This window comes from Polaromonas sp. LjRoot131 (assembly GCF_964252805.1).
Taxonomy (GTDB): domain Bacteria; phylum Pseudomonadota; class Gammaproteobacteria; order Burkholderiales; family Burkholderiaceae_C; genus Polaromonas.
Genome location: NZ_CAXUPF020000004.1, coordinates 188,325 through 201,979, shown reverse-complemented (window position 1 = coordinate 201,979; position 13,655 = coordinate 188,325). Strand labels below are relative to the sequence as shown.

The window sequence follows — 13,655 nt, the reverse complement described above, 5'->3', positions numbered from 1 at the left end:
AATTGTCCCATGTCGCCATCCGGTGCTTCCGCTCGCAAAACCGCCCCGCCAGAGGCCCCGGCCGGGGAGCAGGCCGCGCCGCAGGCCAAAGCTGAAAAAGCCCCGGCCAAATCTCCGGCCCAGAAAGCCCTCGAAAAACTGGGCTTGCGCCGCGACATCGACCTGGCCCTGCATCTGCCCCTGCGCTACGAAGATGAAACCCGCATCGTGCGCCTGGCCGACGCCCGCGACGGCGACCTGGTGCAGATCGAGGGCGTGGTGACGCACAGCGATATCGCATTCCGCCCGCGCCGGCAACTCAGGGTGACGGTGGACGACGGCAGCGACACCTGCGTGCTGCGCTTTATCAATTTCTACCCGGCCCACCAGAAGACGCTCAGCGTGGGCGCGCGCGTGCGCGTGCGCGGCGAGATACGCGGCGGTTTTGCCGGCCGCGAAATGATCCACCCGAGTTTCAGGCTGGCCGAAGGCGACCTGCCGGGCGCGCTGACGCCGGTCTACCCCACCGTGGCCGGCCTGCCGCAGAACTATCTGCGCAAGGCGGTGCTCAGCGGGCTGTTCCGCGCCGACCTGCGTGAGACCCTCCCCGGGGAGGTGCTGGGCAAAAGCCTGCCGCAACTCCTGTGGAGCTTGCGCGAGGCGCTGCAGTTCCTGCACCACCCGACGCCGGACGTGTCGCTTGCCACGCTGGAAGACCGCAGCCACCCGGCCTGGCAGCGCCTGAAAGCCGAGGAATTGCTGGCTCAGCAGCTGTCGCAGCTGCAGGCCAGGCGCATACGCGCGGCCATGCGCGCGCCGGCGCTCGCGGGCCCGGCCATGCGAGGCCCGCAATGCACGCTGGAGGAGCAGCTGCTGGAGCGCCTGCCCTTCCGGCTCACCGCCGCGCAGCAGCGCGTGTGCGCCGAAATTGAAGCCGACCTGAAAAAAAACATCCCCATGCACCGCCTGCTGCAGGGCGACGTGGGCGCCGGCAAGACCGTGGTGGCGGCGCTGGCCGCGGCCCGCTGCATGGACGCGGGCTGGCAGTGCGCATTGATGGCGCCCACCGAAATCCTGGCCGAACAGCATTTCCGCAAGCTGATCGGCTGGCTGGAGCCTATGGGCATCAAGACCGCCTGGCTGACCGGCAGCCAGAAGGCCAAGGAGCGGCGCGAGATGCTGGCGATGATCGAAAGCGGTGACGCGGGCCTGGTGGTGGGTACGCACGCCGTGATCCAGGACAAGGTCAGGTTCAAAAACCTCGCCCTGGCCATCATCGACGAGCAGCACCGCTTCGGCGTGGCGCAGCGCCTGGCCCTGCGCAGCAAAATGACCGAAGGCGGCGAAGAGCCTCATATGCTCATGATGACCGCGACGCCGATTCCGCGCACCCTGGCCATGAGCTATTACGCGGACCTCGACGTCTCCACCATCGATGAGTTGCCGCCCGGCCGCACGCCTATCGTGACCAAGGTGGTCAGCGATGCGCGGCGCGACGAGGTGATCACGCGCATACGCGGCCAGCTCGCCGAAGGGCGGCAGATCTACTGGGTCTGCCCGCTGATCGAAGAAAGCGAGTCGGTCGACCTGGTCAACGCGACCCAGACCCACGAAGCGCTGAGCGCAGCCTTGCCCGGCGTGATGGTGGGCCTGCTGCATTCGCGCATGCCGCTGGCTGAAAAAAAAGCGGTGATGGCACTGTTCACCGGCGGGGTCATGGGCGTGCTGGTCAGCACCACGGTGATCGAGGTCGGTGTGGACGTGCCCAATGCCTCGCTGATGGTGATCGAACACGCCGAGCGTTTCGGCCTGAGCCAGCTGCACCAGCTGCGCGGCCGGGTCGGGCGCGGGGCGGCGGCTTCGGCCTGCGTGCTGCTGTATTCCACGGGCGATGCGCCCCGGCTTGGCGAGATGGCGCGCGAGCGCCTCAAGGCCATGGCGCAGACCAATGACGGCTTCGAGATCGCCCGGCGCGACCTCGAGATCCGCGGGCCGGGTGAATTCCTGGGCGCGCGGCAATCGGGCGCCCCTTTGCTGCGGTTTGCCGACCTGGCGACGGATACCGAACTGCTGGCCTGGGCGCGCGGCCTGGCGCCCGCCATGCTGGACCGGCATGCGGATCTCGCACACCGGCATATCCTGCGCTGGCTGGGCGGCAAAGCCGAGTACCTGAAGGCCTGAGAGGGCCTGGGCGCCATTGCGCGGCACGGCGATTGAGAAAAGCAGCACAATAAGCCCATGACGCTGACCGAACTCAAATACATCGTCGCCGTGGCCCGGGAAAAGCATTTCGGCAAGGGTGCCGATGCCTGCCACGTTTCGCAGCCCACGCTCAGCGTGGCCATCAAGAAGCTGGAAGAAGAGCTGCAGGTCAAGCTCTTCGAGCGCAACGCCAATGAAATCACGGTCACGCCGCTGGGCGAGGAGATCGTGCGCCAGGCCCAGAGCGTGCTCGAGCAGGCCGACAACATCCGCGAAATCGCCAAGCGCGGCAAGGATCCGCTGGCCGGCCCGCTGCGCCTGGGCGTCATTTACACGATTGGGCCCTATTTGCTGCCCGACCTGGTGCGCCAGGCCATCGCGAAAACGCCGCAGATGCCGCTGATGCTGCAGGAAAACTTCACCGTCAAGCTGCTCGAAGAGCTGCGCACCGGCGAAATCGACTGCGCCATCCTGGCCGAGCCCTTTCCCGATGCCAACCTGGCGATTGCGCCCTTGTATGACGAGCCCTTCATGGCGGCCGTGCCCAGCGGGCACCCGCTGGCCGCGCTCAAGGGCGTGACGGCCGAGGAACTCAAGAAGGAAACCATGCTGCTGCTGGGCACCGGCCACTGTTTTCGCGATCATGTGCTCGAGGTCTGCCCCGAGTTCGCGCGCTTTTCCAGCAGCACCGAGGGCATACGCAAGAGTTTTGAAGGCTCGTCGCTGGAAACCATCAAACACATGGTGGCGGCCGGCATGGGCATCACGCTGGTGCCGCGACTGGGTGTGCCCAAGGAAGCGCTGCTGGAACCGGCTCCCGCCAAAAAAACCGCCAAGGGAAAGGCCGCCGCCCCCCGCAACGGTGTGCCGGCCGAGCAGCCCTCTTTCATCAAATACCTGCCCTTCGACGGCGAGGTGCCGAGCCGGCGCGTGGTGCTGGCCTGGCGGCGCAGTTTCACGCGCTATGAGGCCATTGCCGCGCTGCGCAATGCCATCTACGCCTGCGAACTGCCCGGCGTCATCCGCCTGTCTTGAATCCCGTCTATGACGGGTATAGATGGCGGCTGTTGCGGCCATCATCCCGATTTCGTTAAAGTTGTCCCTGAATTTTTAAAAAAAGGAAACACCATGGCCAAGTCTTCCGCCAAACCCAATGGCAAAGCCGCACCTTCCATCAACATCGGCATCAGTGAAAAAGACCGCGCGGCGATCGCCAAGGGCCTGAGCCGTCTGCTGGCCGACACCTATACGCTGTACCTGACCACCCACAACTTCCACTGGAACGTGACGGGTCCCATGTTCAACACGCTGCACCTGATGTTCATGACGCAGTACACCGAACTCTGGGCCGCGGTCGACCCGGTCGCCGAACGCATCCGCTCGCTGGGCCATCCCGCGCCGGGCTCTTATGCGCAGTTCAGCAAGCTGGCCTCGATTCCCGACGTGCCGGTGGTGCCGCCCAAGGCGCTGGAAATGGTGCGCATCCTGGTGCAAGGCCATGAAGCCGTGGCGCGCACCGCACGCGAACTGTTCCCCCTGGCCGACAAGGCCAGCGATGAGCCGACGGCTGATTTGCTGACGCAGCGACTGACGGTGCACGAACAGACAGCCTGGATGTTGCGCTCCTTGCTCGAAGAGTAAGTGTCCCCGGCTTGTTAAGGCAAAAACTCGACCTCTACCTGCAGCTGATCCGCTGGAACCGCCCGGCGGGCTGGCTGCTGCTGCTGTGGCCCACGCTGTCGGCGCTGTGGGTGGCTTCGCACGGCTTTCCGGGCTGGCACCTGATCGGGGTATTCACGCTGGGAACCATCCTGATGCGCAGCGCGGGCTGCTGCGTCAACGACGTGGCCGACCGGGACTTTGACCGCCACGTCAAGCGCACGGCCCAGCGGCCGGTCACCAGCGGTGCGGTCTCGGTGCGCGAGGCGCTTTTCGTCGGCGCGGTGCTGGCGATGCTGGCCTTCGGCCTGGTGCTGACCACGAATATCGCCACCATCGCCTGGTCGTTTGCCGCGCTGGCGATCGCGCTGGCCTACCCTTTTGCCAAACGCTATGTGTCCATGCCGCAGGCGGTGCTGGGCGTGGCTTTCAGTTTTGGCATTCCCATGGCTTTTGCCGCCGTGCAGTCGCGCGTGCCGCTGCTGGCCTGGGTGCTGCTGCTGGGCAACCTGTTCTGGGTGGTGGCTTACGACACCGAATACGCCATGGTGGACCGCGACGACGACCTCAAGATAGGCATGAAAACCTCGGCCATCACGCTGGGCCGTTTTGACGTGGCGGCGGTGATGTTCTGCTACCTGGCCTACCTGACGATCTGGGCCTGGGCCCTGTTGGACGCGGTGGGGCAGTCGCCCGTTTATTGGATCGCCATGGCTGCGGCCTTGTTGCAGGCCCTGTGGCACGGCTGGCTGATCCGCAAGCGCGAGCGTGAGGATTGCTTCAAGGCTTTTCGCATCAACCACTGGCTGGGTTTTGCGGTGTTTGCGGGCATCGCGCTGTCTTATCTGGGCCGCTGAGCCGCAAGTCCGGAAGGCGCCCATAAAAAAGCCCGCTGGAAGCGGGCTTTTTTGCGTCAGCGGGGGCTGATCAGACGGCGGCTTTTTTGGCCTTTGCCTTGCGCTTGGTCTTCTTGGCCTTTGCCTTGGCGGGAGCGGCGGCCTTTTTCTCAGGAGCTGCTGCGGGAGCTGCCGACGGGGCGGCGGCGGGAGCGGCGGCTTGGGCCGATGCGGACGTGGAAATCACGGCCAGGGGCATGGCGAGGACGGCTGCGCTGATGAGGGTGGACAGAAGTTTGTTCATGTGAAGCTCCGGATGTTGGAAAAGTTGTAAAGCGGATGCCGCCGGGGTGTCCCACAGTGTGGATCAAGACAAGCTGCACGTACGCCCGTGTTCAACGTTCGCCCGGGCCGGGCGGTTGACGCCGCTTGGGGGGGGGCGAGCAGCGCTCAGGCACCGCCGAATTCGTCGCCCAGTTCGGCGGCGCGCTGCCGCGCGGCGTGGATGGCGCGCATGAACTGCATCTTGACACGGTCCTGCTCCATGGATGTCAGCGCAGCGTAAGTGGTGCCGCCTTTGGAGGTGACCCGCGCGCGCAGCTCTTGCGGCGGTTCGTCCGAGGCCTGCGCCAGCGCGGACGCACCCACAAACGTGCCGATCGCGAGCTGCCTCGCCTGCTCGGGGGGCAGGCCCATATCGGTGCCGGCTTCGATCATGGCCTCGATGAAATAAAACACATAGGCCGGGCCCGAGCCGGACAGCGCGGTCACCGCGTCGAGCTGGGCTTCTTCGGCCAGCCACAGGGTGGCGCCCGTGGGTTTGAGCACTTTTTCAATCGCCAGCCTGTCGGCGCCGGTGGCGGCCTCGCGCGCGAACAGGGCCGTCATGCCCTTGCCGACCAGCGCCGGCGTGTTGGGCATGGCGCGCACCACGCGCTCGGTGCCCAGCCAGTGCGCGATGCTGCTTGAGCGCACGCCGGCCGCCACGCTCAGGTGCAGCGCGGTTTTGGTGTGAAAGCGCGTTTGCAGGGCCGCGTCCTTGAAGACCTGCGGCTTGACGGCCCAGACGACCAGGCCGGCGCCGGCCAGCCAGGCGCCCGGGCCTTCGTGGACCTGTACACCGAACTGCTGCGTGAGTTTGGCGCGCTGCTCGGCGAAAGGTTCGGCCACCTGGATCTGGCCGGCGGGCAGGCCCTGCTTGATCAGGCCGCCGATGATGGCGCTGGCCATGTTGCCGCCGCCTACGAAGGCGATGTGTTCGGTGTTTGCGCGGGAAGTGGAAGTCATGCGTTGTCAGTCCAAAAATTCAAAGGCCAGCCACTGGCTGATTTGCCGGGAACTGAAATTGTCGTCGCTAATGAAGACCAGGCTGCGGTTTCCGTTGGGCAGCACCGGGCCCCAGGCCAGGCCTTCCGTATTGTCCAGGCGCTCCAGCCGGCGGCCGGGCCCCGGGCCGGTGAAGGCCGAGAAGTCGGCGATCAGTGTTTTGTCCACCGCGCGATACGCGCCCGCCCGCAGGACGGGTGTTGCCAGGGTGTCGGAACCCTGCCGTGTGTCGATGAGGTACAGGCGCAGCGAGTTACCCGCTTGCGGGCCCCAGCCGGCCATGTAAGCCCGCTCCAGCACCAGCATGCGGTCGGCATCGAGCATCAGGATTTCCACGACGCCGTTGTCGGCCTGGGTGGCCGGCGCGACAGGTGCGCGCGGAATGGCGTCGGGCATGTAGGCTATTTGCCGCAGGATCTGCCCGCTGGCCAAGTCCAGCTGGGTGAAGCGGCACGGCCCGCCGGCGGCCTGTACGGTCGGTGGCGGGCCGTCCTGGCGCATGGCGTTTTCCATGGCGATCCAGGCCCGGTTGCCGTCCAGGCTCAAGGCCAGGCCCTCCAGGTTCAGATTGATGCGCGGTCCCCGGGTGAGATGAAAATCAAACATGGCCGGCAGCGTGAAGCTGCGAACCAGGGTGCCGTCAAGCCGGCTTTCGCACAGCTCCGGCGCTACGCCCGTCAGGGCATGCCCCTCGCTGGTCCACAGCAAGGTCTGGCTGCCGGGGCGCCAGCGAATCGCCTCCGGGTCGGGAGCCTGGACGCCCCGCAAGGTTGCCGCGTACGTGCCGTCATCGGCCGGGCGCAGGGCGGTGACGCCCAGCAATTCCGCAGGGCCCAGGCCGTTCATATCCAGTGCGATGCGTGCGGTGTAAAACCGCGCGGGGTTGATGTTGGAGCCATCGTCGCTGACCAGGTAATACCGGTCGTTGGCGGCGTCGTAGTCAATGCCCGAGAGCCCGCCCACCGTGGTGCCCTGGAACTGCAGGCGGTGCGCAAAGCGGGACTCACCAATCAGGCGCAGGCGTGTGCGGGCCGGCTGGGCCGCTGCGGACACAGGCTGCGCTGCCCAGCCGCCCAGGCCCAGCACGGCGGCCGCTCCGGCACCCAGGACAAGGCGGCGCCTGGAGACGGAGTTGGCAGGAGGTTTCATGCTGCCAGTCTAGCGGCCGCGCCTGTGGGGAATGTGACGGTGCCCGCGCCGTTCGTTATTGCAAGACGGTCTGCCGCACCGCCTGCTCCCAGCGTGCCATCAGTTCCGCGGCCCGGTCCGCGCCCAGCGTGGGCAAAAACTTGCGCTCGGCGCGCCACATGCCCGACAGCTCGTCGATGCTGCCGTAGACGCTGCTGGACAGCCCCGCCAGGTAGGCGGCGCCCAGCGCGGTGGTTTCGATCACGGCCGGGCGAATCACCGGAATGCCCAGCAGGTCGGCCTGGAACTGCATCAGCAAATCGTTGACGCAGGCGCCGCCGTCCACGCGCAACTCGGCGACGGGCGCGGCGCCGGCGCTGACCGCGTCGCGGCTCATGGCCTGCAGCAGGGCGGCGCTCTGGTAGGCGATGCTTTCCAGCGCGGCGCGCGCGATGTGGGCCACCGTGGTGCCGCGCGTGAGCCCGGTGATGGTGCCGCGCGCGTCGGGTTTCCAGTAGGGTGCGCCCAGGCCGGTGAAGGCCGGCACCATCATCACGCCACCCGAGTCGGGCACGCTTTCAGCCAGCGCCTGCACCTCGGCGCTGCCCTTGATGGCATGCAGGCCGTCGCGCAGCCACTGCACCACGGCGCCACCCACGAACACGCTGCCCTCGATGGCGAACTGGGTTTGTGGAGTCGCCTGCGCCGCGCTGGTGGTCAGCAAGCCGTTGTGCGAAGTCTGGAACTGGCCTCCCGTGTGCATCAGCATGAAGCAGCCGGTGCCGTAGGTGTTCTTGGCCATGCCTGCCTTGAAGCAGGCCTGGCCGAAGAGTGCGCTTTGCTGGTCGCCGGCAACACCGCCGATGGCGATGGCATGGCCCAGCAGCTCAGGCCGCACGTCGCCGTAATGCGCGCTCGAAGGCAGCACCTTGGGCATCAATGAGGGCGGGATGCCGAGCAGTTCGAGCAGTTCATCGTCCCACTGGTTGGTGTGCACGTTGAACAGCATGGTGCGAGAGGCGTTGCTGACGTCGGTGGCATGCAGCGCGCCGCCCGTGAGCTGCCACATCAGCCAGCTGTCGATGGTGCCGAAAGCCAGCTCGCCGCGCTCGGCCTGCGCGCGCGCGCCGGGCACGTTGTCGAGCAGCCATTTGAGTTTGGTGCCGGAGAAATAAGCGTCGATCAGCAGGCCGGTCTTGGACTGGATCAGGCTTTCCTTGCCTTGCTCACGCAAGGCGGCGCAGGTGGCTTCGGCGCGCCTGTCCTGCCAGACAATGGCATGGTGAACCGGCTGGCCGGTCTTGCGGTTCCACAAGGCAGTGGTTTCGCGCTGGTTGGTGATGCCCAGTGCGCGGATGTCGCCGGCCTTGATGTTGGCTTTGGCCAGCACCTCGCGCGCCGTGGCCAGCTGGGTGCGCCAGATTTCCATCAGGTCGTGTTCGACCCAGCCGGGTTTGGGATAGATCTGCGGCAGCTCCTGCTGCGCCAGGGCCACGATGTGGCCATGTTCGTCGAACACGATGCTGCGGGAGCTGGAGGTTCCCTGGTCAAGGGCGAGGAGGTAGGTCATGCGCTGGAGTGTATGAAAACCGCCCGGCCGCGCGGGCGCTCAGGAATGTGCCACCTCGCAACTGACGTCCGCTTCCTCCAGCAGGGCCGGGAAGGGTTCGGGCGGCGGCATGTCGGTGAAGAGCCGGTCGATCTGCGAGAGCCTGGCGAGTTCGACCATGGCCGGACGGTTGAACTTGCTGCTGTCGGCGGCCAGCCAGACTTCGCGGGCGTGCTCAATGATGGTCTGGGCGACCTTGACCTCTCGGTAGTCGAAGTCGCGCAGCGAGCCGTCGGGCTCTATGCCCGAAATGCCGATCACCGCGATGTCGACGCGAAACTGGCGCATGAAATCGACCGCTGCCTCGCCCACGATGCCGCGGTCGCGCGCGCGCACCACGCCGCCGGCCACGATCACCTCGCAATCGGTGTTGCCGCAGAGGATGGCCGCCACATTGAGGTTGTTGGTGATGACACGCAGCCCCTTGTGGTTCAGCAAGGCCTTGGCGATGGCTTCGGTGGTCGTGCCGATGTTGAGGATCAGTGAGCAGTCGTTGGGGATGCGCCTGGCGACGGCCCGGGCGATGCGCGCCTTGCCCTCGGCGTTGAGGCTTTCGCGCTGGCGGTGCGCGATGTTTTCAATGGTGGAGCTGGGCATGCGCACGCCGCCGTGAAAGCGTGTCAGCAAGCCGGCTTCGGACAGGCGCTGCACGTCCCGCCTGACGGTCTGCAAGGTCACGTCGAGCTTGTCGGCAAGCTGCTCGACGGAGGCCGAGCCGTGGGCACGGACCACGTCAAGAAGCTTGATTTGCCTGGGATTGGAGTTCACGCGGATCCGTGTTTGGGATGTCGGGAGTCAAAAGGACTTAAAGGATGAGGGATAGAAGGCCTGAAAGAAACTTTATATCGAAACAAAAGGAAACAGATAAGGGAAAACAATTAGATAAAACAATCACAAAGGAAGAAAAATAGAAAAAAACCGAACTTCATCAAAGTTTCGTTCCAAAAAATTCGTCGGGAGTTTCCTCTTGCTGACCGTCTCAAGTTCTTTGCCTGTCGCAGCCCTCGCTGGAGCGCGGGCTTGCCCATTTCAGCCCCTGCCGGGCGGGGGAGCGGCGTGATGCAGCTGTCCCTGGACCAGATCAGCAAAAAAGTCGGCGCCGAGCAGTGGCTTTACGACATGAGCCTGGCGCCGCGCAGCGGGGAGGTCACGGTCCTGCTGGGCGCCACGCAGGCCGGCAAGACCAGCCTGATGCGCATCATGGCAGGGCTGGACGTTCCCACGCAGGGCAAGGTGCGGGTCAACGAGGCCGACGTGACCGGCATGCCGGTGCGCGAGCGCAACGTCGCCATGGTCTACCAGCAGTTCATCAACTACCCGTCGCTGCGCGTGGCCGACAACATTGCCTCGCCGCTCAAGCTGCGCGGCGAAAAAGACATAGACCAGAAAGTGCGCAGCCTGGCCGCGCGCCTGCACATCGACATGTTCCTGGACCGCTACCCGGCCGAGCTCTCGGGCGGGCAGCAGCAGCGTGTGGCCCTGGCGCGGGCGCTGGCCAAGGGTGCGCCGCTGATGCTGCTCGATGAGCCGCTGGTTAACCTCGACTACAAACTGCGCGAGGAATTGCGCGAAGAGCTGACCCAGCTGTTCGCCGCCGGCGACTCCACGGTCATCTATGCCACCACCGAGCCGGGCGAGGCCCTGCTGCTGGGCGGCTACACCGCCGTGATGGATGGCGGCGAGCTGCTGCAATACGGCCCGACCGCCGAGGTCTTTCACGCGCCGCAGTCGCTGCGTGTGGCGCGCGCCTTCAGCGACCCGCCGATGAACCTGATGGCGGCCCTGCCCGCGGCGCAAGGCCTGCAGCTGAAGGGCGGCCCGGCCGTGAACCTGGCGCTGCCCGACGCGCCGGCCCAGCGCCTGGCGTCCTTCACAGCGGGGGTTCGCGGCAGCGCGCTGCGTGTCACGGCGCGTGAAGGCGACGTGGCGCTGCCGGGCAAGGTCGAGTTGGCCGAAATTTCGGGCTCCGACACCTTTGTCCACGTCGCGACGCCTGTGGGTGAGCTGGTGGCCCAGCTTACCGGCGTGCACTATTTCGACCTGGGCGCGCCGGTCACCCTGTACCTGGATCCGGCGCAGGTTTATGTGTTTGATGCGGACGGCGCGCTGCTGCTGGCCCCACGGAGGTCTTATGGCGCGCATTGACCTGGAACTGGCCCACGCCTACCGGCCCAACCCCCGCGAAGACAGTGACTACGCGCTGTTGCCGCTCACGATGAGCTTCCGCGACGGCGGCGCCTATGCGCTGCTGGGCCCTTCGGGTTGCGGAAAAACCACCATGCTCAACATCATGTCCGGCCTGCTGGTGCCCTCGCAGGGCACGGTCAAGTTCGACGGCGTCGACGTGACGCACGCGACGCCGCAGCAGCGCAACATCGCGCAGGTGTTCCAGTTCCCGGTGATTTACGACACCATGACGGTGGCCGAAAACCTGGCTTTCCCCCTGCGCAACCGCAAGGTGCCGGAAGAGCAGATCAAAAAACGCGTGGGCGAAATCGCCGAGATGCTGGACATGAGCGGCCAGCTCAACCAGCGCGCGGCCGGGCTGGCGGCGGACGCCAAGCAGAAAATCTCGCTGGGCCGCGGCCTGGTGCGGCCCGATGTGTCGGCCGTGCTGTTCGACGAGCCGCTCACCGTGATTGACCCGCACCTCAAATGGCAGCTGCGGCGCAAGCTCAAGCAGATCCACCACGAACTCAAGCTCACGCTGATCTATGTCACGCACGACCAGGTGGAGGCGCTGACCTTTGCCGAAGAGGTGGTGGTGATGACACGCGGCCGCGCGGTGCAGACCGGTTCGGCCGATGCGCTGTTCGAGCGGCCCCGGCATACCTTTGTGGGCCACTTCATCGGTTCGCCCGGCATGAACTTTTTGCCGGCCACGGTGACGGGCGGCGCTTTGCGTGTCGCGGACCGGCCGCTGGCGCTGCCGCCCGGGCGCGCCATGCCCGATGGCGATCTCAAGCTGGGCGTGCGCCCCGAATACGTGGTGAAGACCGCGCCCGGCGACCCGGCGGCGCTGCCCTTTACCGCCACGCTGGTGCAGGACATAGGCACCCACCTGATGCTGACGGCCCGGATCGGCGAACACACGCTCAAAGCCCGGCTGAACCCGGCCGCAAGGCCGCCCCAGGTAGGCGAGGAAGTCTGGCTTCAGGTCATGGGGCCGCACACCTGCCTGTACCTCAATGACGAACTGGTGGACGCATGAGCACGACGACGAAACCGGTCAATCAAAAGGCCTGGCTGCTGGTGCTGCCGGTCATCATTTGCGTGGCGTTTTCCGCCATCCTGCCGCTCATGACGGTGGTCAACTATTCGGTGCAGGACATCATCTCACCCGAGCGCCGCGTGTTTGTCGGCACCGAATGGTTTGCGTCCGTGATGCGCGACGAGGAGCTGCATGCCGCGCTGTGGCGCCAGCTGACTTTCTCGCTGGCGGTGCTGGCGGTCGAGATTCCGCTGGGCATCGCGCTGGCGCTGTCCATGCCGGCCCAGGGCTGGAAGGCATCGCTGGTACTGGTGCTGGTCGCGCTGTCGCTGCTGATCCCCTGGAACGTGGTGGGCACCATCTGGCAGATCTACGGCCGGGCCGACATCGGCCTCCTGGGCGCGATGCTGCAGAAGATGGGCTTTGATTACAGCTACACCGGCAATGCCACCCATGCCTGGGTGACGGTGCTGATGATGGACGTCTGGCACTGGACGCCGCTGGTGGCCCTGCTGTGCTACGCCGGCCTGCGCTCGATCCCGGACGCCTATTACCAGGCCGCGCGCATCGACGGCGCCAGCAAGTTCGCGGTGTTCCGCTACATCCAGCTGCCCAAGATGCGCGGCGTGCTGATGATCGCCGTGCTGCTGCGCTTCATGGACAGCTTCATGATCTACACCGAGCCCTTTGTGCTCACGGGCGGCGGACCGGGCAATGCCACGACCTTTCTGTCGCAATACCTCACGCAAAAAGCCGTCGGCCAGTTCGACCTGGGCCCGGCGGCGGCTTTCTCGCTGATTTACTTTTTGATCATCCTGCTGTTGTGCTTCATCCTCTACAACTGGATGCAGCGCGTGGGCACGCAAGAGAAGGAGGGGGTGGAATGAACTCACCGAACACACCCAGGTTCCAGGCGCGTACGCTGTTCCTGATCGCCTACATCCTGTTTGCGCTGCTGCCCATCTACTGGATGGTCAACATGAGCTTCAAGACGAACAGCGAAATTTTGTCGAGCTTTTCCTTCTTTCCCCAGCAGTTCACCTGGGACAACTACAAGACCATCTTCACCGACCCGTCCTGGTATTCGGGTTACATCAACAGCCTGATCTATGTCGCCATCAACACGGTGATCTCCATCACCGTGGCCCTGCCGGCCGCCTACGCGTTTTCGCGCTACAGCTTCCTGGGCGACAAGCATGTGTTCTTCTGGCTGCTGACCAACCGCATGACGCCGCCCGCGGTGTTTCTGCTGCCTTTCTTCCAGCTCTACACCACGGTGGGCCTGATGGACACCCACATCGCGGTGGCGCTGGCCCACCTGCTGTTCAACGTGCCCCTGGCGGTGTGGATCCTGGAGGGCTTCATGAGCGGCATCCCGCGCGAGATCGACGAGACGGCCTACATCGACGGCTACTCCTTCCCGCGCTTTTTTGTGCGCATCTTCCTGCCGCTGATCAAGGCCGGTGTCGGCGTGGCGGCGTTTTTCTGCTTCATGTTCAGCTGGGTCGAGTTGCTGCTGGCGCGCACGCTGACCAGCGTCAACGCCAAGCCCATCGTCGCGACCATGACGCGCACGGTGTCGGCCTCGGGCATGGACTGGGCCACACTGGCCGCGGCCGGCGTGTTGACCATCGTGCCGGGCGCGATCGTGATCTGGTTTGTGCGCAACTACATCGCGAAGGGTTTCGCGATGGGCAGGGTCTAG

13 protein-coding genes are annotated in these 13,655 nt (G+C 65.6%); 8 read left to right on the top strand and 5 right to left on the bottom strand.

Features of this window, described 5'->3' with window-relative positions:
- Positions 1-9: 9 nt before the first annotated feature.
- The 4 genes from recG (at position 10) to ubiA (ending at position 4,697) form a co-directional block, all read left to right on the top strand.
- Positions 10-2,160: an ATP-dependent DNA helicase RecG gene (gene recG, locus ACSQ27_RS18515; RefSeq protein WP_436156950.1), complete on the top strand. Its 2,151-nt coding sequence runs from the start codon at positions 10-12 to the stop codon at positions 2,158-2,160.
- A gap of 57 nt (positions 2,161-2,217) precedes the next feature.
- Complete coding sequence (locus ACSQ27_RS18510) at positions 2,218-3,216, top strand: LysR substrate-binding domain-containing protein (RefSeq protein WP_436156949.1); 999 nt, start codon at positions 2,218-2,220, stop codon at positions 3,214-3,216.
- A gap of 93 nt (positions 3,217-3,309) precedes the next feature.
- Positions 3,310-3,822, top strand: a complete 513-nt coding sequence (locus ACSQ27_RS18505) for a Dps family protein (RefSeq protein ID WP_436156948.1) — start codon at positions 3,310-3,312, stop codon at positions 3,820-3,822.
- 11 nt (positions 3,823-3,833) lie between these two features.
- A complete protein-coding gene (gene ubiA / locus ACSQ27_RS18500; RefSeq protein ID WP_436156947.1) occupies positions 3,834-4,697 on the top strand; it encodes a 4-hydroxybenzoate octaprenyltransferase in 864 nt (287 codons plus the stop codon).
- A gap of 70 nt (positions 4,698-4,767) precedes the next feature.
- On the opposite strand, the gene ACSQ27_RS18495 is transcribed toward ubiA, so the two are convergent.
- The 5 genes from ACSQ27_RS18495 to ACSQ27_RS18475 all read right to left on the bottom strand — a co-directional run bounded on the left by ACSQ27_RS18495 (position 4,768) and on the right by ACSQ27_RS18475 (position 9,507).
- Complete coding sequence (locus tag ACSQ27_RS18495) at positions 4,768-4,980, bottom strand: hypothetical protein (protein ID WP_436156946.1); 213 nt, start codon at positions 4,978-4,980, stop codon at positions 4,768-4,770.
- Positions 4,981-5,126: 146 nt separating this feature from the next.
- Positions 5,127-5,963: a pyrroline-5-carboxylate reductase gene (proC, locus tag ACSQ27_RS18490; RefSeq protein WP_436156945.1), complete on the bottom strand. Its 837-nt coding sequence runs from the start codon at positions 5,961-5,963 to the stop codon at positions 5,127-5,129.
- 6 nt (positions 5,964-5,969) lie between these two features.
- Positions 5,970-7,151, bottom strand: coding sequence for an esterase-like activity of phytase family protein (locus ACSQ27_RS18485; protein ID WP_436156944.1), 1,182 nt, complete (start codon positions 7,149-7,151; stop codon positions 5,970-5,972).
- Between the two features lie 55 nt (positions 7,152-7,206).
- Positions 7,207-8,700, bottom strand: coding sequence for a glycerol kinase GlpK (gene glpK, locus ACSQ27_RS18480; RefSeq protein WP_436156943.1), 1,494 nt, complete (start codon positions 8,698-8,700; stop codon positions 7,207-7,209).
- Between the two features lie 39 nt (positions 8,701-8,739).
- Positions 8,740-9,507 (bottom strand): DeoR/GlpR family DNA-binding transcription regulator, encoded by a 768-nt coding sequence (locus ACSQ27_RS18475; protein ID WP_436156942.1) that lies wholly within the window; start codon positions 9,505-9,507, stop codon positions 8,740-8,742.
- Positions 9,508-9,798: 291 nt separating this feature from the next.
- Here ACSQ27_RS18475 and ACSQ27_RS18470 point away from each other — a divergent pair, with 291 nt between their 5' ends.
- The 4 genes from ACSQ27_RS18470 to ACSQ27_RS18455 are packed head-to-tail and all read left to right on the top strand — an operon-like array spanning position 9,799 to position 13,655.
- Positions 9,799-10,884 (top strand): ABC transporter ATP-binding protein, encoded by a 1,086-nt coding sequence (locus tag ACSQ27_RS18470; protein ID WP_436157257.1) that lies wholly within the window; start codon positions 9,799-9,801, stop codon positions 10,882-10,884.
- Entirely contained in the window at positions 10,871-11,950 is a 1,080-nt protein-coding gene (locus ACSQ27_RS18465) for an ABC transporter ATP-binding protein (protein WP_436156941.1), read from the top strand. Before ACSQ27_RS18470 ends, ACSQ27_RS18465 begins: the two co-directional genes overlap by 14 nt.
- The gene (locus tag ACSQ27_RS18460; protein ID WP_092130243.1) at positions 11,947-12,837 is read left to right on the top strand and encodes a carbohydrate ABC transporter permease; all 891 of its coding nucleotides are present in this window, start codon (positions 11,947-11,949) and stop codon (positions 12,835-12,837) included. The genes ACSQ27_RS18465 and ACSQ27_RS18460 overlap by 4 nt, the downstream gene beginning before the upstream one ends.
- Complete coding sequence (locus ACSQ27_RS18455; RefSeq protein WP_436156940.1) at positions 12,834-13,655, top strand: carbohydrate ABC transporter permease; 822 nt, start codon at positions 12,834-12,836, stop codon at positions 13,653-13,655. The genes ACSQ27_RS18460 and ACSQ27_RS18455 overlap by 4 nt, the downstream gene beginning before the upstream one ends.

Coding starts and splice junctions, on each gene's coding strand:
- ACSQ27_RS18510 (WP_436156949.1), top strand. CDS start 2,218: ATGACGCTGACCGAACTCAAATACATCGTCGCCGTGGCCCGGGAAAAG.
- ACSQ27_RS18470 (WP_436157257.1), top strand. CDS start 9,799: ATGCAGCTGTCCCTGGACCAGATCAGCAAAAAAGTCGGCGCCGAGCAG.
- ACSQ27_RS18465 (WP_436156941.1), top strand. CDS start 10,871: ATGGCGCGCATTGACCTGGAACTGGCCCACGCCTACCGGCCCAACCCC.
- glpK (WP_436156943.1), bottom strand. CDS start 8,700: ATGACCTACCTCCTCGCCCTTGACCAGGGAACCTCCAGCTCCCGCAGC.
- ACSQ27_RS18505 (WP_436156948.1), top strand. CDS start 3,310: ATGGCCAAGTCTTCCGCCAAACCCAATGGCAAAGCCGCACCTTCCATC.
- ACSQ27_RS18495 (WP_436156946.1), bottom strand. CDS start 4,980: ATGAACAAACTTCTGTCCACCCTCATCAGCGCAGCCGTCCTCGCCATG.
- ACSQ27_RS18485 (WP_436156944.1), bottom strand. CDS start 7,151: ATGAAACCTCCTGCCAACTCCGTCTCCAGGCGCCGCCTTGTCCTGGGT.
- ACSQ27_RS18460 (WP_092130243.1), top strand. CDS start 11,947: ATGAGCACGACGACGAAACCGGTCAATCAAAAGGCCTGGCTGCTGGTG.
- proC (WP_436156945.1), bottom strand. CDS start 5,963: ATGACTTCCACTTCCCGCGCAAACACCGAACACATCGCCTTCGTAGGC.
- ACSQ27_RS18455 (WP_436156940.1), top strand. CDS start 12,834: ATGAACTCACCGAACACACCCAGGTTCCAGGCGCGTACGCTGTTCCTG.
- recG (WP_436156950.1), top strand. CDS start 10: ATGTCGCCATCCGGTGCTTCCGCTCGCAAAACCGCCCCGCCAGAGGCC.